Raw genomic sequence first — 18,771 nt, forward strand, 5'->3', positions numbered from 1 at the left:
GCCCCTCACAGCCAGCCGTTGCGCTTCAGCGTGCGGTGGATGCCCACACACAGCGCCACCATCGCCGACATGACCACGGGATAGCCGAACTTCCAGTGCAGTTCCGGCATGTAGTCGAAGTTCATGCCGTACACCCCGCACACCATCGTCGGCACGGCGATGATGGCGGCCCAGGACGTGATCTTGCGCATGTCCTCGTTCTGCGCGACGGACGCCTGCGCCAGGTTGGCCTGGAGGATCGAGTTGAGCAGCTCGTCGAAGCCGATGACCTGCTCCTGGACCCGGGCGAGGTGGTCGGCGACGTCCCGGAAGTACTTCTGGATGTCGGGGTCGACCAGCCGCATCGGCCGCTCGCTCAGCAACTGCATCGGCCGCAGCAGCGGCGACACCGCGCGCTTGAACTCCAGTACCTCACGCTTGAGTTGGTAGATCCGCCCGGCGTCCGTGCCGCGCGGGCTGCCCTTGCGTCCCGGCGAGAACACCTCCGTCTCGACCTCGTCGATGTCGTCCTGCACGGCGTCGGCGACCGCGACATAGCCGTCGACGACGTGGTCGGCGATCGCGTGCAGCACGGCCGAGGGGCCCTTGTCGAGCAGCTCGGGGTCGTCCTGGAGCCGGTGGCGCAGCGCGCGCAGCGAGCCCTGGCCGCCGTGCCGGACGGTGATGAAGAAGTCCTTGCCGGTGAAGCACATGACCTCACCGGTCTCGACGACCTCGCTGTTGGCCGTGAGCCGGTCGTGCTCGACGTAGTGGATGGTCTTGAAGACGGTGAAGAGGGAGTCGTCGTAGCGCTCCAGCTTGGGCCGCTGGTGCGCCTGCACGGCGTCCTCCACGGCCAGCGGGTGCAGCCCGAACTCGCGGGCGATACCGGCGAATTCGGCCTCGGTCGGCTCGTGCAGACCGATCCACACGAAGCCGCCGTCGCGCCGCACCTGCCGCATGGCCTCGTGCGGGGTGGGCGGCGTCGTGAACGGGACGCGGGCGCCGTCGCGGTAGACGGCGCAGTCGACGACGGCCGACGGGGTGCCGGGGTCGCGGGTGGTGTCGTAGGCGCCGCTGTCCAGGCGCACGCTCTTGCGCAGGGAGGGGCGGGACGGGCGGACCACGGCGGCGCGCAGGTCGCGGATCATCGACATGGCAGGCTCCTTCGCATCGGGCGACGAAAGGCCGCTGCGACGGGTGGAACTACCCGGAATGAGGACGTCCTGACTACGGATGTTCGGCACGTCCACAAAGCGGGGAGCACCGCTCCGTCGCGGTGGCGAGTTTCGTCGCTGACTCAGCTACTGGTTCAGCTACTGCAAGTTCAGAGAAAACGAAACGAAGTGCTCTTCCGCGTGAGGACGCGAGCGGGAAAGGCGGCGATCAGCCGAAAGTCGGAGCAGCTGCGTCAACGGCCGGAAGAGCGAGTGGTACTGCACGGGTGACTTCGATCCATGACAGCCCCACCTCCTCCAGCCGGTCCCTCGTAAGGGAGTCTCGTCTGCGTCGAGGCAAAGATCGCGACGCTTCTGCGTGCTGCCCCGAACTACCGGGCCAGAGTACCAGCCGGTCGAAGTGTCAAGGCGCTGCTTTGCCCCGCACTGACGAGTTCTATGCTCGCCGCATGGCTGATGTTCTTCCTCTGGTCGAGGCCCGTCTGCGCACCGCGCTGGGCGAGCCGGACGCCCGCGCCGCGGTCACTTTCCTGGGTACGGACCGCGTCGAGGTGCTGCGTTTCCATGAGGGCGACGTCGTCCGTTACGCCACGCTCGGGATGTCCGCGCAGCCGATGAGCGACCCCACGGCGTTGCTCGCGGACCCGGTCGAGGGCCCGCGCGCCGAACTGGTCCTGTCGGTCCGCCCCGGCACCGCCGACACGGACAAGGTGCTCCGCCCGCTCGCCGTGCTCGCCGCGTCTCCGCAGGTCGAGGGTGTGGTCGTGGCCCCCGGCGCCTCCCTCGACGTGGGCGAGCCCCTGTGGCCCGGCGCCCCGTTCACGTCGGTCCTGGTCGCCGAGCCGGGCGGTCTGGTCGAGGACCTCGGCCTCGACGCGCCCCTCGACCCGGTCCGCTTCCTGCCGCTGCTGCCCATGACCCCGAACGAGGCCGCCTGGAAACGCGTGCACGGCGCCCAGGCCCTCCAGGAGCGCTGGCTGACGAACGGGACGGACCTGAGGGACCCGTCCCGGAGGTCCGTCCCGCTCGACTGAGCCGCCGGGTGACCCATGTCACCAACGCCCGGCTGAAAACAGTCAGTTGGCTCACCTCGCGAAGACGGCCACTCCGTCCCGGGCCGGATGCCCCGGTTCCGGCTCCGCCGCCTCGCGCGTGAGCGCCTTCCGCCGTACGACGACCACGGCCGCGCCGAGCACCGCCGTCACCGCCGCGACGACGAACGGGACGTGGATGTCGGTCCACTCCTCGATCTTCGGCGCGAAGTAGGGCGCGGCAGCGGCGGCGAACCAGCGCACGAAGTTGTAGCCCGCGCTCGCCACCGGACGCGGGGCGTCGGAGACGCCGAGTGCCAGCTCGGTGTACACGGTGTTGTTCACGCCGATGAACGCGCCCGACAGGACCGTGCAGACGACCGCCGTGGTGTGGTCGCCGTAGCCGAGGGCGAGCACGTCGACGGCGAGCAGCGCCAGCGAGCCGCCGAGCACCTTCAGTGAGCCGAACCGCTCCTGGAGGCGCGGTGCCACGAGCACCGAGGAGACGGCGAGCAGCAGACCCCAGGCGAAGAACACCGCCCCCGACCTGTACGGGGTCATGTCCAGCACGAACGGGGTGAAGGCCAGCACGGTGAAGAACGTGTAGTTGTAGAAGAACGCCGAGGCGGCGACGGAGGCGAGACCGCCGTGGCCGAGCGCCTTGAGCGGGTCCAGCAGCGAGGTTTTGCGGTCCGGCTTCGGCTGCTCCTTCAGGAACGCCGTGATGCACAGGAAGCCGACCGCCATCAGGGCCGCGGTGCCGAAGAAGGGGTAGCGCCAGCTGGCGTCGCCGAGCAGCGCGCCCAGCAGCGGTCCGCAGGCCATGCCGAGGCCGAGGGCGGACTCGTACAGCAGGATGGCCGCCGCGCTGCCGCCGGCCGCCGCGCCGACGATCACCGCGAGGGCGGTGGAGACGAAGAGCGCGTTGCCGAGCCCCCAGCCCGCCCGGAAGCCCACCAGTTCGGCGACCGAGCCGGAGGTGCCCGACAGGCCCGCGAAGACGACGACGAGCGCGAGGCCGAGCAGCAGCGTCCGGCGGCCGCCGACGCGGCTGGAGATGAAGCCGGTGACCAGCATCGCGACGGCGGTGATCAGGAAGTACGAGGTGAAGAGCAGGGAGACCTGACCGGCCGTGGCGTCCAGACCCTGGGCGATCGACGGCAGGATCGGGTCGACGAGACCGATGCCCATGAACGCGACGACGGACGCGCCGGCCGTCGCCCACACCGCCCTGGGCTGTTGCGAGATGGTTGGCATGTGCACACGGTAGGTTAGAGCATCTAATTAATGCAAGCTACACCTATGTGCGGGGTGGGTCGCTCCGTCCGGAACGCTTCCGTCCGGATGGGTGATCGTCCTTGACGTGGGCGGGCTCGGGTAGGACCGTGGGGCTCTATGAGGGGCGAACCCAGTTGCCCGAAGTGTGGTGGCCGGGTCAGGGCTCCCGGACTTTTCGCCGATTCCTGGCAGTGCGACGTGCACGGGACGGTGCATCCGCTGCAGCCTGTGATCCCGCCCAGCGTCGAGGCCCTCAGTGTCGTCGTGCATCGCACGCAGGTCCCGGTGTGGATGCCCTGGCCGCTGCCGGTCGGCTGGCTCTTCACGGGCGTGACGTACGCGGGCGACGACCGCAGTGGGGGTCGTGCCACCGCGGTGGCCTGCTCCGGGCCGGGCCCGCTCGGCGGCATGGGTGAGCTGATCCTCATCGCCGAGGAGCTCGGCGTCGGTCTCGGCGCGTGGTACGCCGGTGTCGACGGGCCGGACCCGGGTCCGTACCTGAACGTCGAGAAACCCCCGCAGGCGAAGCTGCTGGCCGCCGGCCGGCCGACCCCGCTGTGGCATGTGTCCGCCACCCCGGACGACCGTGTGGTCTTCGCGGGCGAGGCGTGCGGGCTGTGGCTGTGGGCGGTGGTGTGGCCCGAGCAGGCGGGGCTGCTGATGTACGACGAGCTGGTGCTGACGGATCTGCGGGACGCGGGTGCGGAGGTCGAGCTCGTGCCGTGCGGGGCACTGTCGCCGCGCTTGCTCAAGCCGTAGCCGGCCGCGTATGTGTCGCCGGGTACGTGCAAGGGACGCGTGCAGGGGATGGATGTAGGGGGTGCTCCCGGGTTTCGGGTGTGACAGAGCCGGTCTGATAACCGGCTATGCTGAGGCGTCCCCATCCGTCCCGTCACCGCCTGGAGTCTGCGTCGTGCGTATCGATCTGCACTGTCACTCCACGGCCTCCGACGGTACGGACACCCCGGCCGAGCTGGTGCGCAACGCGTCCGCCGCCGGGCTGGACGTCGTCGCGCTGACCGACCACGACACCACCCGCGGTCACGCCGAGGCCGTCGCCGCGCTGCCGCGGGGGCTCACTCTCGTCACCGGCGCCGAGCTGTCCTGCCGTATCGACGGCATCAGCATGCACATGCTGGCCTACCTGTTCGATCCCGAGGAGCCCGCGCTGCTCGCCGAGCGCGAGCTGGTGCGCGACGACCGGGTGCCGCGGGCGCGCGGGATGGTAGCCCGGCTCAACGAGCTGGGCGTGCCCGTCACCTGGGAGCAGGTCGCGCGGATCGCGGGGGAGGGGTCCGTGGGGCGGCCGCACGTCGCCACCGCACTGGTCGAGCTGGGCGTCGTGGCGACCGTGAGCGACGCGTTCACCGAGGACTGGCTGTCCGACGGCGGCCGGGCCTACGTCGAGAAGCACGAGACCGACCCCTTCGAGGCGATCCGGCTGGTCAAGGGCGCGGGCGGGGTCACCGTCTTCGCGCACCCGGGTGCCCACAAGCGGGGGCGTACGGTCCCGGAGTCGGCGATCGCCGAGCTGGCCGCGGCCGGCCTCGACGGCATCGAGGTCGACCACATGGACCACGACGCGGACACGCGGGCGCGGCTGCGCGGCCTGGCCGCCGATCTGGGGCTGCTGGTCACCGGCTCCTCGGACTACCACGGCAGCCGCAAGACGTGCGCGCTCGGCGAGTACACGACCGACCCCGAGGTGTACGGGGAGATCACCCGGCGGGCGACGGGCGCGTTCCCGGTGCCGGGGACCGGCGGAGCCTGACGCTCCTCACTCTCCGCCCCTTCACCCACCCCTTTCACGCAAGGTCTCCGTACTGATGTTCGACATCGCTGTGTTCGTCTCCCTCTTCCTCACCCTCTTCGTCATCATGGATCCCCCCGGGATCACCCCGATCTTCCTCGCCCTGACCGCCGGACGCCCCGCCAAGGTGCAGAAGCGGATGGCCTTCCAGGCGGTCTGTGTGGCGGGCACTGTGATCACCGTCTTCGGGCTGCTGGGGCACCAGATCCTCGACTACCTGCACGTCTCCGTGCCCGCGCTGATGATCGCGGGCGGGCTGCTGCTCCTGCTGATCGCCCTGGACCTGCTCACCGGCAAGACCGACGAACCGAAGCAGACCAAGGACGTCAACGTCGCGCTCGTCCCGCTGGGCATGCCGTTGCTGGCCGGGCCGGGTGCGATCGTGTCCGTCATCCTCGCCGTGCAGAAGGCCGACGGGGTGGCCTCCCAGGTGTCGGTCTGGATGGCGATCCTCGCCATCCACGTCGTGCTGTGGCTGGTGATGCGGTACTCGCTGCTGATCATCCGGGTCATCAAGGACGGCGGTGTGGTCCTGGTGACGCGGCTCGCGGGCATGATGCTCTCCGCGATCGCCGTGCAGCAGATCATCAACGGGATCACGCAGGTGATCCGGGCGAGCTGAGCCGGGCGGGCCGACGGGCTGGACGGACCCTTGGTGCGCGCGGAGCCCCCTACGGCACATGCCGTAGGGGGCTCCGAAGCCTGTGTGCAAGGACCCGTTATGAGGCCGAGGTGTCGGCCGGACGGATCCACAGCCGCTGCCCGATGGCGGCGGCTTGCTGAACGATCCGGTTGACGGAGGCGGCGTCCACGACGGTGCTGTCCACGGGCGTGCCGTCGACGTCGTCGAGTCGCATGATTTCGAAGCGCATTGCTTCTCCCTTCGTCTGGTCATCCTCCCGAGGAGGATTGCTGCGTACGTGAAGACTCAACGCGATGCATGTTACAAACATTCCCTACGCTAAAGAAATTTTTCGAACGGCTAATTACTAACCAGTAAGGGGGTTGGTGGAGACTGAACGGGACCGTTTGTGCTCGCAGCGTGACCACCAGGACAATGGAGCCGATGAACGACGACCTCCCGGCCCTCGCCGCCCGCATCGACCTCACGAACGAGCTGCTCACCCGCATGCTCGCCGAGGTCGCCAAGACGCCCTCGACCCACGCGATCTTCGTCGACGCGGGGTACCTGTACGCGGCGGCGGGGCGCCTGGTGGCCGGGACCGAGGACCGCCGCGCGTTCGACCTCGACGCCGAGGGCCTGATCGAGGCGCTCATCGACCGCGCCCGCTCGATCTTCGCCGACAGCCGGCTGCTGCGCGTCTACTGGTACGACGGCGCCCGGCGCCGCATCCACACCACCGAGCAGCAGTCCATCGCCGAACTGCCGGACGTGAAGGTGCGGTTGGGCAACCTCAACGCCAACAACCAGCAGAAGGGCGTCGATTCGCTCATCCGCTCCGACCTGGAGTCACTGGCCCGCCACCGCGCCATCAGCGACGCGGCCCTGCTCGGCGGCGACGAGGACCTGGTCTCGGCGGTGGAGGCCGCGCAGGGGTACGGCGCCCGCGTCCACCTCTGGGGCATCGAGGCGCCGGAAGGCCGCAACCAGGCCGAGCCGCTGCTCTGGGAAGTCGACAGCCAACGCACCCTCGACCTCGACTTCTTCAAGCCGTACGTCGCCCGCCGCACCGCCCAGGCCTACGAGACGAACGGCGCGAGCCGCCCCACCCGCGAGGCCGTCCGCTTCGCCGGCGCGCAGATCGCGGCGAAGTGGCTCGCGGCCCGGGGCAGGGAGTCCCTGGTGGAACTGCTGCCGGGCCACCCCTACCTCCCCGGCTCCGTCGACCAGGACCTCCTGGTCGAGGCCGAGGGCATCCTGCAGTACTCCCTGCGCGGCCAGGCGGACCTGCGACGCTCACTGCGCGACGGCTTCTGGGAGCACGTGCAGACGCAGTACTAGAGCTGCCGCTGCACCGGATCTACCCGGGGTGGCTGTCCCAGAAGTCGGCCAGGGCGCGGGCCGTCGGGAAGGGCTGGTCCAGGTTGGGGGAGTGCTCGGCGTCCGGCACGACCGTCCGGTGCGCGCGCAGGTCCACCGCCATCTCGTCCAGGAGACTCAACGGCCAAGTGTCGTCCACCGCGCCCGACAGGACGTGGAACGGCAGCGGGACGGCGGCGAGTTCGGCGACGCGGTTCGGTGCGGTGCACAACTGGCGGCCTGTGGCGAGGAGTTGGGCCGGCTTGTGGTTCAGCCAGCGCAGCCGTAGCTGGTCCAGCCTGCCGAAGCCGCGGGCCGGGCCGCCGACTTCCTCCGGCGGACCCATCGCCAGGATCGCCCCCCACATCTCCGGCATCGTCATCACCGCGAGCGCGTCGTGCAGCAGCTTCACGCGCTGCTTCTGCGAGTCGGAGATCTCGCCGGGGCCCGAGGAGACGAGCGTGAACGAGACGAAGGGGGAGTGGTCGAGGAGGACGGCGGCGCGGGAGATCTGGCCGCCGAGGGAGTGCCCGACGAGGTGCAGGGGCGTGTCGAGGGCCGCCGCCTGCGCCAGCACGTCCCGGGCCAACTCCTCCTGCGCGTAAGGGGATTCGTCCTCGGCCGGTCCGTCGGACTCGTTCTGCCCACGCCCGTCCACGGCGATGGCACGGTAGCCGCGCGCCGCGAGCGGCTCGTGCAGCCGGTGGAAGTCCTCCTTGCTGCCGGTGAAGCCGGGCAGCAGCAGCGCGACACCGCGCGGCTCGACGTCGGCGGGCACGGGAGCGTCGACGACGGCGAACTCACCGCGCTCGGTCCGCAGGCGGTACGCACGCGCGCCGGGAGGCGGGGGAAAGGGGGTGGTGATGCTCGGCGTGGTCACGTGCCGAGGCTACCGGGAGGGTGCGCGGCGCGCCGTGGGCGGGAGCCACCCCCGGGAACGCGGGAACGCCGACGGCCCGGCCCCTCACCAGGAGGGACCGGGCCGTCGGACCGTCATGCCAGGCCGGTCGATCAGCCGTCCGCGGGCTCCGCGGCGGCCGTCGCCTTGCGGGTACGGCGCACCCTCGGCTTCGCCTCCGCCTCGTCGGCGGCGGCCTCGGCCGGCGCGGCGGCCTTGCGCGTGCGGCGCGGCTTGACCTCGGCGGCCTCCTGCGTGGCCTGAGCCGGAATGTCGGCCGTGGCCGTGGCCTTGGCCGCCGCCGTCTTGCGGGTGCGACGGGGCTTGACGTCGGCCTCGGTGGCTTCCGGGGCTTCGACGACCGCGGCGGCCGGGGCTTCGACGACCGCGGCTGCCGTCTTGCGGGTGCGGCGCGGCTTGGCCTCCGTGCCCTCGGCCGTGTCGACGGCGGCTTCGGCCGGGGCCGTTGCCTTACGGGTCCGACGGGGCTTGACCTCGGCCTCGGTGGCTTCCGGGCCGTCGACGACCGCGGCTGCCGTCTTGCGGGTGCGGCGCGGCTTCGCCTCCGTACCCTCGGCCGTGTCGACCGCGGCTTCGGCCGGAGCCGTTGCCTTACGGGTCCGACGGGGCTTGACCTCAGCCTCGGTGGCTTCCGGCGCTTCGACGACCGCGGCGGCCGTGGCTGCCGTCTTACGCGTGCGGCGCGGCTTGACCGGCTCCGCCTCCTGCGTGGCCTGGGCCGGGATCTCGGCCGCGACGGCCGTCGTCTCGGGCTCGGCGGCCTTGCGGGTGGTGCGGCGGCGCGGCTTCGCCTCGGTCGCTTCGACGGTGTCGACCACGGTCTCCGCGGCGGCGGCCGTCTTACGGGTACGGCGCGGCTTCACCTCGGGCTCGACGGCCGCGACGGCCTCCGGGGCCTCGGCGGACGCGACGCTCTCGATCACGGCTTCGGCCGGAGCCGCAGCCTTGCGGGTCCGACGGCGCGGCGCTGCCACCGTCGCCTCCGCCACCTCGGGTGCCTCCGCGGCCTCCACCACCGTGTCGACGGCGGTCTCGGCCGGCTTACGGCTACGGCGGCGGCGCGGCCTCTCCGTGGCCTCCGGGGCGTCGAGGGCTGGGCCCTCCACCGTCGTCACGACCGCCTCAGCGGCCTCGGCGACAGGCGCGACGGCCACTTCGGTGGCCGTCACTGCGATCGCGGCGGCCTCCTGCCCGGACCCGGTCCGCGTACGGCGCCGACGGCGCGGGGTGCGCGGGCCTGCGACCTCCTCCGTCACGGACGACGTCGGCTCGGCCACGGGGGCCTGCGCCGGTGCGGTCGTGCCGACGGGCGCCGGCGTTCCGTCGATCGCGGAGCCGTTGCGCGTACGACGACGGCGACGCGGCGTACGGGCGGCACGCTCGCGCTCCTCGGTGCCGGACCGCTCGCCGGCGTTGGAGCGGGACTCGCCCCGGCCACCGCGCTCGCCGCGGTCATTGCGACCGCCCCGGTCGTTGCGACCGCGCCCGGCGCGGCCGGCCGGCTCGCCCAGGTCTTCCAGGACCTCCGCGTCGAGCCCGGCGCGGGTGCGCTCCGCGCGCGGCAGGACACCCTTGGTGCCCGCGGGGATCCGCATCTCCTCGTAGAAGTGCGGGGAGGTGGAGTACGTCTCCGGCGGGTCGTTGAAGTCGAGCTCCAGCGCCTTGTTGATGAGCTGCCAGCGCGGGATGTCGTCCCAGTCGACGAGCGTGACCGCGATGCCCTTGGCGCCCGCGCGGCCCGTCCGGCCGACGCGGTGCAGGAACGTCTTCTCGTCTTCCGGCGACTGGTAGTTGATGACGTGCGTGACGCCCTCGACGTCGATGCCGCGGGCGGCGACGTCGGTGCAGACCAGGACGTCGACCTTGCCGTTGCGGAAGGCGCGCAGCGCCTGCTCGCGGGCGCCCTGGCCGAGGTCGCCGTGGACCGCGCCGGAGGCGAAGCCGCGCTGCTGGAGCTGGTCGGCGAGGTCGGCCGCGGTGCGCTTCGTACGGCAGAAGACCATGACCAGTCCCCGGCCGTCGGCCTGCAGGATGCGGCTGACCATCTCGGGCTTGTCCATGTTGTGCGCGCGGTACACGTGCTGCGAGATGTTCGCGACGGTCACGCCCTCGTCGTCCGGCGCGGTGGCGCGGATGTGCGTGGGCTGCGACATGTACCGGCGGGCGAGACCGATGACCGCGCCCGGCATGGTCGCCGAGAACAGCATGGTCTGGCGCTTCGCCGGAAGCATGTTGATGATCTTCTCGACGTCGGGCAGGAAGCCCAGGTCGAGCATCTCGTCGGCCTCGTCGAGGACGAGCGACTTGATGTGCTTGAGGTCGAGCTTCTTCTGGCCCGCGAGGTCCAGGAGGCGGCCCGGGGTGCCGACGACGACGTCGATGCCCTTCTTCAGGGCCTCGACCTGGGGCTCGTAGGCCCGGCCGCCGTAAATGGCGAGGACGCGGACGTTGCGCACCTTGCCCGCGGTCAGCAGGTCGTTGGTGACCTGCGTGCACAGCTCGCGCGTGGGGACGACGACGAGCGCCTGCGGGGCGTCGGTGAGGGCCTCGGGCTTGGCGCGGCCGGCCTCGACGTCGGCGGGGACGGTCACGCGCTCGAGGAGCGGGAGGCCGAAGCCGAGCGTCTTGCCGGTGCCGGTCTTGGCCTGGCCGATGACGTCCGTGCCCGTCAGGGCCACGGGGAGCGTCATCTCCTGGATGGGGAAGGGGGTGATGATGCCGACGGCTTCGAGGGCCTCGGCGGTCTCGGGAAGGATCCCGAGCTCTCGGAACGTAGTCAGGGTGCTGCCTCTTCTGTGTGTGCGGTGCGAGGCGAGCGCGGGGGGTCTTTGACGGACCGTGCCGGGGGACGTCGGCTGCCCTACGGGCTGCCCTTGAAGGCACTGCCGTATGGCACGGGACCTCTGCCGACGCTCTAGCGCTCGTACCGCTGAGGGGTGTCCCTCCGGTCGTCGTACGCGATGTGCCGTACGGCCAGGGAAGGCTTGTCGGGTCGGAGCCGATCGGGCCACCGACCGGGCATCCTCATACGTGCGGCCCGACGAATATTCGGCAGGCGCATTACCACCATACCCCGGAATCGTGCACATGCGATGGCCGATTCGGTCACGTTGTGGTTGTCACAGTGCCGGGCGTGGTCCCGTACGGCTCTGTTGTCACACTGACTGACCAGGGACTTCCACCGTGCGGGGAGCGGGCTATTGTGCGCTTCATGACGACCTCTGACAAGCCTGAGAACACCGCCGCCGCCACCGGTATCGCCACCCAGGGCTGGGCGACGGCCGCCGCCGACCCGCAGTACCGGGCCGCCGTCGTGGACCTGCTCGGTGCGCTGGCGTACGGCGAGCTGGCGGCGTTCGAGCGGCTCGCCGAGGACGCGAAGCTGGCGCCCACGCTGGAGGACAAGGCGGAGCTGGCGAAGATGGCGTCGGCCGAGTTCCACCACTTCGAGCGGCTGCGCGACCGGCTCACGGAGATCGGCGAGGAGCCGACGTCGGCGATGCAGCCGTTCGTCGCCGCGCTCGACGGCTTCCACCGGCAGACGGCCCCCTCGGACTGGCTGGAGGGCCTCGTCAAGGCGTACGTCGGCGACTCGATCGCCAGCGACTTCTACCGCGAGGTCGCGGTGCGCCTGGACAACGACAGCCGCGCCCTGGTGCTGGCCGTGCTCGACGACACCGGACACGCCGGCTTCGCGGTGGACCGGGTGCGGGCCGCGATCGACGCGGAGCCGCGGGTCGGCGGACGGCTCGCGCTGTGGGCGCGGCGGCTGATGGGCGAGGCGCTGTCGCAGTCCCAGCGGGTGGTCGCGGACCGCGACGCGCTGTCGACGATGCTCGTGGGCGGCGTCGCGGACGGCTTCGACCTCGCCGAGGTGGGCCGGATGTTCTCCCGCATCACCGAGGCGCACACCAAGCGGATGGCCGCGCTGGGGCTGGCGGCGTAACCGCCGGTCCCACGCGGGGGGCTCGGGCCTACGCCGGGGCCGATTGTCGCCGGAGGCGGCCGGCCGGCCGCAGCAGCAGGGAGAGCGAGGCGGCGGAGACGATCCCCGCGCCGAGGAGGCTCGGCAGGACGGTGTCGGGGCCCAGTGCGCTGTGGGTGACGAAGTCACCGAACAGGGCTCCGGCGACGCCCGTCGCGAGGACGAGCGTACGGATCGGCAGGCGGTGGGAGAGGCGGTTGACCGCCGCCCACGCGAGCACGAGACCGAACACAGCGGAGCCGAGCACTTCCAAGATCATGTGGGTCCCTCCCGGACGGCGGAGCTGTGCACCAAGGTCGTAGCCGGTCATTACCCGTGACCTGCGGAACGCAATCCTCCCCTGTGCTCGGGTTGTGCTCCATCTGTGGAGGCGCGCGGCGGGGGCGCGCCGGGGTTGTGCGGTCGGGTCAGCCGAGGTTGTGCGGTGGTCGTGCGAGAGGGGCCCGGTGACCGTCCGGTCGCCGGGCCCCTCCCCTGTCCGCTTCGCCTACAGTGCGCCGAAGCCCACCTTGCGCGGGGCGGCCTCGCCCAGCTCGACGTAGGCCAGACGGTCGGCCGGAACCAGGACCTTGCGGCCGTGCTGGTCCACGAGGCTGAGCAGCTGCGACTTCCCGGCGAGTGCGTCGGCCACCACGCGCTCGACCTCCTCGGGAGTCTGACCGCTCTCCAGAACGATCTCGCGGGGCGCGTGCTGCACGCCGATCTTGACCTCCACGGCTATGTCCCTCCGACGGTCATGGGGTGCGCGGGCGTCCGCGCCGTACGCTGCACACATTAGCCCGGTGAGGCGACGTACACGGTGCGGCCGTCCACGCCAGGAGCGAACAACGGGCGGGAACAAACAGCAGGGTGGCCCCTGCGGGGGCGGTGCGGGTCAGTGCTGATCGGTGCCGTGCAGCGGGAAACCGGCGATGCCGCGCCAGGCCAGCGAGGCCAGCAACTGCACCGCCTGGTCGCGCGGGACGCTGCGGTCGCTGTGCAGCCAGGACCGGGCCACGACCTGCGCGAGGCCGCCCAGACCCGAGGCGAGCAGCATGGACTCCGCGCTGGACAGACCGGTGTCCTCGGCGATGACCTCGCAGATCGCCTCGGCGCACTCGGTGGTGACCTTGTCGACGCGCTCGCGCACCGCGGGCTCGTTCGTCAGGTCCGACTCGAAGACCAGCCGGAAGGCGCCGCCGTCGTCCTCGATGTACGCGAAGTACGCGTCCATCGTGGCCCGCACGCGCTGCTTGTTGTCGGTCGTCGACGCGAGCGCGCCGCGCACGGCCTGGATCAGGGACTCGCAGTGCTGGTCCAGCAGGGCGAGGTAGAGGTCGAGCTTGCCGGGGAAGTGCTGGTAGAGCACCGGCTTGCTGACGCCGGCCCGCTCGGCGATGTCGTCCATCGCGGCCGAGTGGTAGCCCTGTGCGACGAAGACCTCCTGGGCGGCGCCCAGCAACTGGTTCCGTCGGGCACGGCGCGGCAGGCGGGTGCCTCGCGGGCGCGCTGCCTCTGTCTGCTCGATGGCTGTCACGCCGCCTCCCAAAATCGTCCTCTTGCGGTGAGCGCCGCGCCGCCATCGTACTTTTCAGTAACCGTGGTGTGCGCGGTGCGAGCGCAGAATTTCACGGACCGGACGACGGCAAAAGCGGTAAAGACGGTTTTTGACCGGTACGTTCCGGGCATACTTCGGCCCGCTGTGGCTCGGCGCCGGTCGGCGAGACCAGGCAGCGGTGCCGGTCGGCGGTGCCGCCGGTCAGCGATAGTCGTCCTCGTCGAGCGAGACGACGCGAGCCTGTTCGATCAGATCGGCTTCGTTGGCCCGGGAGGGGTCCACGTCCACGTCCTTCAGGGGGGCGTCGCGCTCCGGTGTGACGTCCGTGTTCTGCTCGGCGGCGTCGTTCTCCGGGGCCTCGACGTCGATCTCCCCGAAGTCGTCGTCCTCCTCTTCGAACGTCTCAGGGTCGGTGGGGTCAACGGCCATGGTGGGCTCCCTTCCTCCGAACGTCCCTGCGAGCTGCAGGGTCACCACGGGTGCCCTCGGTACGAGCCTAGGAGAGACCCGTTTCGGGCGCTATGCGGCCGGTGTGACGAGTGCCCCTGATTCGCGCCGGTATGGCGTCGGTGCGGTGTCGGTGCCGGGCCGGAGGGGTGTCGGTCGCGACATACGTGCGACCCGCGCGTGTGACGGCGAACACACCAGGGCGTGCGTGATCGTCTCGTAACATTGCCGCATGTCTTCGACCGAGCTGCCCTCCGTGCCGCCCACCAGTGTGCTGCCGAAGGCCACTGCCGTGCGGGTCGCCGAGGGTGAGCGGCTCCGGTCGGTGGGGCTGCCGGGCGTCACCCTGGCGATCCGTTCCAGGCCGCCCGCGCGCGAGGGGCTCGAGCCCGCGCTGTACGTGCACGGCCTGGGCGGTTCCTCGCAGAACTGGTCGGCGCTGATGGCGCTGCTCGACGGGGTCGTGGAGAGCGAGGCCGTCGATCTGCCGGGCTTCGGCGACTCCCCGCCACCGGACGACGGCAACTACTCGATCACGGCACACACGCGTGCCGTGATCCGCTATCTGGACTCCACCGGCCGCGGGCCCGTCCACCTCTTCGGCAACTCCCTCGGCGGCGCGGTGTCCACGCGGGTCGCCGCCGTCCGGCCCGACCTCGTGCGGACGCTGACGCTGATCTCGCCCGCGCTGCCCGAGCTGCGCGTCCAGCGGACCGCGCTGCCCACGGGGCTGGTCGGCCTGCCCGGCGTCGCCGCGCTCTTCAGCCGGTTCACCCGCGAGTGGACGGCCGAGCAGCGCGTCCGAGGCGTCACGGCGCTCTGTTACGGCGATCCGGGGCGGGTCTCGCCGGAGGCGTTCCAGCACGCGGTGGAGGAGCTGGAGCGGCGGATGCGACTGCCGTACTTCTGGGACGCGTTGACGCGCTCCACGCGCGGGCTGCTCAGCGCGTACACGCTGGGCGGCCAGCACGGGCTGTGGCGCCAGGCCGAACGCGTCCTCGCCCCGACGCTCCTCGTCTACGGCGGCCGCGACCAGCTCGTCGGCTTCCGCATGGCCGCGCGAGCCGCCCGCACCTACCGCGACTGCCGCCTGGTCACGCTGCCGGACGCCGGGCACGTGGCGATGATGGAGTACCCCGAGACGGTGGCGACGGCGGTCCGGGAGCTCATCGCCGAGACCGCGCCCACGACCGAGACCGCGGGGGGCTGAGGCCGACGTGGGACGCCACAGCCGGCGTGGACCCGCGCCCAAGGGCACCGCGAAAGGCGCCGCCAAGGGCGCGTCGCAGGAGGCGCCCTCAGGGCCTCCTCAGGGGGACACCCGGGGTGCCCGCACCGAGACTCCGCCCCTGGGCTACGACGGCACCCCCGGGACCCCCGCGCACGGAGCGCCCCGCTTCCCCGACGGGACCCCCGCCCACGGATTCCCGCAGGTGCGGGGCGGTCACCCCGAACAGCGTGAAACCGGGGGCGGCTGGGGTGACTTGAGCGGACGCCGGACGGGTACCGGGCAGCCCGTGATACCACGTCAGCGACAGATGCCCCCGGGAAGCGGGCGCCAGGGTCCCCGTCAGAGCCTGCGCCAGGACTACGTCGACGCGTTCGACGAGGTCGACGACGCCTTCCCGCGCGCGGGGACGCCGTACGCACCCCCACGCGCGCATACGCAGGACCCTTACGCCTCCCTCGACACCTCCTTCGACACCTCCGTCACCGACAGGGGCACCGGCGAGCCCGGGTCCGTCCAGGGCGCGAAGGGCTCCAAGGGCACCAAGGGGCGGACGTTCGTCGGTATCGCGGCCGCCGCCGTCACCACCGTGCTGGCCGTCGTGGTGGCCGTGCAGGTCACCGGCGGGCGGGACGGCGACGCCGTCGTGTCGCAGTCCGCGACCGACCAGGCGGCCCGGGAGGCCGTCGACGGCACCGCGCGCGGGGACGACCGGCCGCGCCCGTCCGCGTCCCCCAGCGCGGCCGCGCTGACGTACGCGCAGAAGATGGACACCCGGTACGCGCTGGGCGCCAAGCTCAAGGGGTCGGGGAAGTTCGACGCGATCGTCGGCGTCGCCAAGGCGCCCGGCAAGGGGCAGAAGTACACCTACCGGGTGGACGTGGAGCAGGGCCTCGGGCTCGACGGCGAACTCTTCGCGCAGGCCGTGCAGAAGACGCTCAACGACCAACGCAGTTGGGCCCACAACGGCGCCCGCACCTTCGAGCGGATCCACTCGGGCAGACCGGACTTCGTCATCACTCTCGCCAGTCCCGGCACCACCGCCTTCTGGTGCGCCAAGTCGGGCCTGGACACCACCGAGGACAACGTCTCCTGCGACTCGGCCGCCACCGAGCGCGTGATGATCAACGCCTACCGGTGGGCGCAGGGCTCGAAGACCTACGGCGACGAGATGTACGCCTACCGGCAGATGCTGATCAATCACGAGGTCGGCCACCGGCTCGGCTACAGCCATGTCACGTGCGACAAGGACGGCGACCTCGCGCCCGTCATGCAGCAGCAGACGAAATTCCTCGACCACGACGGGATCCACTGCCTGCCCAACGCCTGGCCGTATCCCAAGAGTTGACCCTCGGAGCCGACCCTCACGGGTGGGCAGATGTCTCATGGATCACGTTGACATGCCCAGAAAGTTCCTCCATATTGCTGCGCATGTGGTCCAGTCCTCTCGTCGACAGCAGCGCCGCCCTTCAGCTGGCGCTCATCGGCGTGACCGCGCTCTGCGTGGCGGACATTCTCTGTAGCTGACGCCCGCCTCTGGCGTTCGCGTCGCGACCCTTTCTCCCCCTCCGTGACTCGGTCACGGTTTTTTCGACGACCTGACGCCGGGCAGACGTCTGCTCATTCCTGTCTCACCCCTCGTCATTCCGTCTCATTATTTGAGAGGTCGTCTTCGATGCGTCATCCGTCCCGTACAGCGCGCCGCGTGGCCGCGGTGTCCGTCAGCCTGGTGGTGGCAGCGGGTGCCGCCGCCTGCGGGCCCGAGGACAACGATGCCAAGGCCGCCGGCAGCGACTCCGCACCGCATCAGGGCGGCACGCTGACGATCCTGAACCGCAACCCGCAGCAGGACTTCGACCCGGCCCGCCTGTACACCTCAGGCGGCGGCAAGGTCCCCTCCCTGGTCTTCAGAACGCTCACCACGCGCAACCGCGAGAACGGCGCCCCGGGCGCGAAGGTCGTCCCCGACCTGGCCACCGACACCGGGCGCCCGAACAAGGACGCCACGGTGTGGACGTACACCCTCAAGGAGGGCCTGAAGTACGAGGACGGGACCGCGATCACCTCGGCCGACATCAAATACGGCATCGAGCGGTCCTTCGCCCCCGAGCTCTCCGGCGGCGCGCCCTACCTGCGGGACTGGCTGGTCGGCGCGGCCGACTACCAGGGGCCGTACAAGGACCCCAAAGGGCTCACGGCCATCGAGACGCCGGACAGCCGGACCATCGTCTTCCATCTCGACAAGCCCGAGGGCGAGTTCCCCTACCTGGCCACGCAGACGCAGTTCGCGCCCGTCCCGAAGGCCAAGGACACCGGCACCAAGTACGAGGAGCACCCGGTCTCGTCCGGCCCGTACAAGGTCGTCAGGAACGAGAACGACGGTGAGCGGCTCACCCTGGAGCGCAACACCTACTGGTCCGCGAAGACGGACGCCGAGCGCAAGGCGTACCCCGACACGATCGACGTACGGTCCGGGCTCGACTCCTCGGTGATCAACCAGCGGCTGTCCGCGTCCCAAGGGGCGGACGCCACCGCCATCACCACGGACACCAACCTCGGCCCGGCCGAACTCGCCAAGGTCAGCGGCGACAAGCAGCTCGCCGCGCGCGTGGGCACCGGCCGCTTCGGCTACACGAACTACATCGCCTTCAACCCGAAGGTGAAGCCGTTCGACGACGTCAGGGTGCGGCAGGCGGTCGCGTACGCCATCGACCGGTCGTCGGTCGTCAACGCGGCGGGCGGGTCCTCGCTCGCCGAGGCCGCCACCACCTTCCTGCCGAGCCAGAAGTCCTTCGGCTACGAGCCCTACGACCTCTTCCCGGCCGGCGCCACCGGTGACGCGGCGAAGGCCAGGGAACTGCTGAAGTCGGCCGGCCACCCGAACGGGCTGACCGTCACCCTCACGCACTCCAACAGCCAGGACTTCGAGACCAGCCCGGAGATCGCGACCGCCGTACAGGACGCGCTCAAGAAGGCCGGCATCACCGTCAGGCTGCAGGGCCTGGAGGACAACGACTACTCCGACACCATCCACGACGTGAAGAAGGAGCCCGGCTTCTTCCTGGCCCACTGGGGCGCCGACTGGCCCTCGGGCGGCCCGTTCCTCGCCCCGATCTTCGACGGCCGGCAGATCGTCAATGATGGAGCCAACTTCAACACGGGCATCCTCAACGACAAGTCGATCAATGCGGAGATTGACGCGATCAACAGGTTGACGGATCTTGACGCCGCCGCCAAGCGGTGGGGTGCACTGGACAAGAAGATCGGCGCACAGGCGCTGACCGTCCCGCTGTTCCACCCCGTCTACAAGCGGCTGTACGGCGCGGACGTCCGCAACATCGTCATCAGCGACTGGGACGGCGTCCTGGACCCGTCGCAGGTCGCGGTCGAGTAGCGCC

Annotated in this window: 19 protein-coding genes; 10 read left to right on the top strand and 9 right to left on the bottom strand. The window is 70.9% G+C overall.

Annotation, left to right across the window (positions count from 1 at the left end):
* Nucleotides 1–5: 5 nt before the first annotated feature.
* Nucleotides 6–1,136 (bottom strand): magnesium and cobalt transport protein CorA, encoded by a 1,131-nt coding sequence (locus OG352_RS28360; RefSeq protein ID WP_329220788.1) that lies wholly within the window; start codon nt 1,134–1,136, stop codon nt 6–8.
* A gap of 470 nt (nt 1,137–1,606) precedes the next feature.
* Here OG352_RS28360 and OG352_RS28365 point away from each other — a divergent pair, with 470 nt between their 5' ends.
* On the top strand, nt 1,607–2,191 hold the full coding sequence (locus OG352_RS28365; RefSeq protein WP_329220789.1) for a suppressor of fused domain protein: 585 nt from the start codon (nt 1,607–1,609) through the stop codon (nt 2,189–2,191).
* A 51-nt stretch (nt 2,192–2,242) separates the two neighbouring features.
* Here OG352_RS28365 and OG352_RS28370 read toward each other — a convergent pair whose 3' ends face one another.
* Nucleotides 2,243–3,445, bottom strand: coding sequence for an MFS transporter (locus tag OG352_RS28370; protein ID WP_329220791.1), 1,203 nt, complete (start codon nt 3,443–3,445; stop codon nt 2,243–2,245).
* Nucleotides 3,446–3,583: 138 nt separating this feature from the next.
* Between OG352_RS28370 and OG352_RS28375 the strand changes: the two genes are divergently transcribed.
* The 3 genes from OG352_RS28375 (at nt 3,584) to OG352_RS28385 (ending at nt 5,898) form a co-directional block, all read left to right on the top strand.
* Nucleotides 3,584–4,225: a DUF6758 family protein gene (locus OG352_RS28375; protein ID WP_329220793.1), complete on the top strand. Its 642-nt coding sequence runs from the start codon at nt 3,584–3,586 to the stop codon at nt 4,223–4,225.
* Nucleotides 4,226–4,379: 154 nt separating this feature from the next.
* The gene (locus tag OG352_RS28380; protein ID WP_329220795.1) at nt 4,380–5,237 is read left to right on the top strand and encodes a PHP domain-containing protein; all 858 of its coding nucleotides are present in this window, start codon (nt 4,380–4,382) and stop codon (nt 5,235–5,237) included.
* 55 nt (nt 5,238–5,292) lie between these two features.
* Nucleotides 5,293–5,898, top strand: coding sequence for a MarC family protein (locus OG352_RS28385; protein ID WP_329220797.1), 606 nt, complete (start codon nt 5,293–5,295; stop codon nt 5,896–5,898).
* 97 nt (nt 5,899–5,995) lie between these two features.
* Here OG352_RS28385 and OG352_RS28390 read toward each other — a convergent pair whose 3' ends face one another.
* Nucleotides 5,996–6,148, bottom strand: a complete 153-nt coding sequence (locus tag OG352_RS28390) for a hypothetical protein (RefSeq protein WP_007384531.1) — start codon at nt 6,146–6,148, stop codon at nt 5,996–5,998.
* A 194-nt stretch (nt 6,149–6,342) separates the two neighbouring features.
* Here OG352_RS28390 and OG352_RS28395 point away from each other — a divergent pair, with 194 nt between their 5' ends.
* Nucleotides 6,343–7,239 carry an NYN domain-containing protein gene (locus OG352_RS28395; protein ID WP_329220799.1) on the top strand — a complete coding sequence of 299 codons (897 nt, stop codon included), beginning with the start codon at nt 6,343–6,345 and terminating at the stop codon, nt 7,237–7,239.
* A gap of 19 nt (nt 7,240–7,258) precedes the next feature.
* Here OG352_RS28395 and OG352_RS28400 read toward each other — a convergent pair whose 3' ends face one another.
* Complete coding sequence (locus OG352_RS28400) at nt 7,259–8,137, bottom strand: alpha/beta fold hydrolase (protein WP_329220801.1); 879 nt, start codon at nt 8,135–8,137, stop codon at nt 7,259–7,261.
* A 131-nt stretch (nt 8,138–8,268) separates the two neighbouring features.
* Complete coding sequence (locus tag OG352_RS28405; RefSeq protein WP_329220803.1) at nt 8,269–10,866, bottom strand: DEAD/DEAH box helicase; 2,598 nt, start codon at nt 10,864–10,866, stop codon at nt 8,269–8,271.
* A gap of 512 nt (nt 10,867–11,378) precedes the next feature.
* Here OG352_RS28405 and OG352_RS28410 point away from each other — a divergent pair.
* Nucleotides 11,379–12,122, top strand: coding sequence for a ferritin-like fold-containing protein (locus OG352_RS28410; protein WP_329220804.1), 744 nt, complete (start codon nt 11,379–11,381; stop codon nt 12,120–12,122).
* 28 nt (nt 12,123–12,150) lie between these two features.
* On the opposite strand, the gene OG352_RS28415 is transcribed toward OG352_RS28410, so the two are convergent.
* From OG352_RS28415 to OG352_RS28430, 4 genes are all read right to left on the bottom strand, one after another.
* Nucleotides 12,151–12,420, bottom strand: coding sequence for a hypothetical protein (locus OG352_RS28415; RefSeq protein ID WP_329220805.1), 270 nt, complete (start codon nt 12,418–12,420; stop codon nt 12,151–12,153).
* Between the two features lie 228 nt (nt 12,421–12,648).
* Entirely contained in the window at nt 12,649–12,876 is a 228-nt protein-coding gene (locus OG352_RS28420) for a DUF3107 domain-containing protein (protein ID WP_093780360.1), read from the bottom strand.
* 159 nt (nt 12,877–13,035) lie between these two features.
* Nucleotides 13,036–13,677, bottom strand: coding sequence for a TetR/AcrR family transcriptional regulator (locus OG352_RS28425; RefSeq protein WP_329220807.1), 642 nt, complete (start codon nt 13,675–13,677; stop codon nt 13,036–13,038).
* Nucleotides 13,678–13,899: 222 nt separating this feature from the next.
* The gene (locus OG352_RS28430) at nt 13,900–14,127 is read right to left on the bottom strand and encodes a hypothetical protein (RefSeq protein WP_329220809.1); all 228 of its coding nucleotides are present in this window, start codon (nt 14,125–14,127) and stop codon (nt 13,900–13,902) included.
* A 250-nt stretch (nt 14,128–14,377) separates the two neighbouring features.
* On the opposite strand from OG352_RS28430, the gene OG352_RS28435 reads away from it, so the two are divergent.
* The 4 genes from OG352_RS28435 (at nt 14,378) to OG352_RS28450 (ending at nt 18,767) form a co-directional block, all read left to right on the top strand.
* Entirely contained in the window at nt 14,378–15,355 is a 978-nt protein-coding gene (locus OG352_RS28435) for an alpha/beta fold hydrolase (RefSeq protein ID WP_329220810.1), read from the top strand.
* A gap of 139 nt (nt 15,356–15,494) precedes the next feature.
* Nucleotides 15,495–16,721 carry a DUF3152 domain-containing protein gene (locus OG352_RS28440; protein ID WP_329224000.1) on the top strand — a complete coding sequence of 409 codons (1,227 nt, stop codon included), beginning with the start codon at nt 15,495–15,497 and terminating at the stop codon, nt 16,719–16,721.
* Between the two features lie 83 nt (nt 16,722–16,804).
* On the top strand, nt 16,805–16,900 hold the full coding sequence (locus tag OG352_RS28445; protein ID WP_329220811.1) for an Ms4533A family Cys-rich leader peptide: 96 nt from the start codon (nt 16,805–16,807) through the stop codon (nt 16,898–16,900).
* 148 nt (nt 16,901–17,048) lie between these two features.
* A complete protein-coding gene (locus OG352_RS28450) occupies nt 17,049–18,767 on the top strand; it encodes an ABC transporter substrate-binding protein (protein ID WP_329220813.1) in 1,719 nt (572 codons plus the stop codon).
* Nucleotides 18,768–18,771 lie beyond the last annotated feature (4 nt).

The sequence above is a fragment of the Streptomyces sp. NBC_01485 genome (assembly GCF_036227125.1).
Lineage (GTDB): Bacteria > Actinomycetota > Actinomycetes > Streptomycetales > Streptomycetaceae > Streptomyces.

What these genes read in the sequence shown, in the direction of transcription:
- OG352_RS28360 (WP_329220788.1), bottom strand. Translation starts at nt 1,136, where the DNA reads ATGTCGATGATCCGCGACCTGCGCGCCGCCGTGGTCCGCCCGTCCCGC.
- OG352_RS28365 (WP_329220789.1), top strand. Translation starts at nt 1,607, where the DNA reads ATGGCTGATGTTCTTCCTCTGGTCGAGGCCCGTCTGCGCACCGCGCTG.
- OG352_RS28370 (WP_329220791.1), bottom strand. Translation starts at nt 3,445, where the DNA reads ATGCCAACCATCTCGCAACAGCCCAGGGCGGTGTGGGCGACGGCCGGC.
- OG352_RS28375 (WP_329220793.1), top strand. Translation starts at nt 3,584, where the DNA reads ATGAGGGGCGAACCCAGTTGCCCGAAGTGTGGTGGCCGGGTCAGGGCT.
- OG352_RS28385 (WP_329220797.1), top strand. Translation starts at nt 5,293, where the DNA reads ATGTTCGACATCGCTGTGTTCGTCTCCCTCTTCCTCACCCTCTTCGTC.
- OG352_RS28390 (WP_007384531.1), bottom strand. Translation starts at nt 6,148, where the DNA reads ATGCGCTTCGAAATCATGCGACTCGACGACGTCGACGGCACGCCCGTG.
- OG352_RS28395 (WP_329220799.1), top strand. Translation starts at nt 6,343, where the DNA reads ATGAACGACGACCTCCCGGCCCTCGCCGCCCGCATCGACCTCACGAAC.
- OG352_RS28405 (WP_329220803.1), bottom strand. Translation starts at nt 10,866, where the DNA reads ATGACGCTCCCCGTGGCCCTGACGGGCACGGACGTCATCGGCCAGGCC.
- OG352_RS28415 (WP_329220805.1), bottom strand. Translation starts at nt 12,420, where the DNA reads ATGATCTTGGAAGTGCTCGGCTCCGCTGTGTTCGGTCTCGTGCTCGCG.
- OG352_RS28430 (WP_329220809.1), bottom strand. Translation starts at nt 14,127, where the DNA reads ATGGCCGTTGACCCCACCGACCCTGAGACGTTCGAAGAGGAGGACGAC.
- OG352_RS28435 (WP_329220810.1), top strand. Translation starts at nt 14,378, where the DNA reads ATGTCTTCGACCGAGCTGCCCTCCGTGCCGCCCACCAGTGTGCTGCCG.
- OG352_RS28445 (WP_329220811.1), top strand. Translation starts at nt 16,805, where the DNA reads ATGTGGTCCAGTCCTCTCGTCGACAGCAGCGCCGCCCTTCAGCTGGCG.
- OG352_RS28450 (WP_329220813.1), top strand. Translation starts at nt 17,049, where the DNA reads ATGCGTCATCCGTCCCGTACAGCGCGCCGCGTGGCCGCGGTGTCCGTC.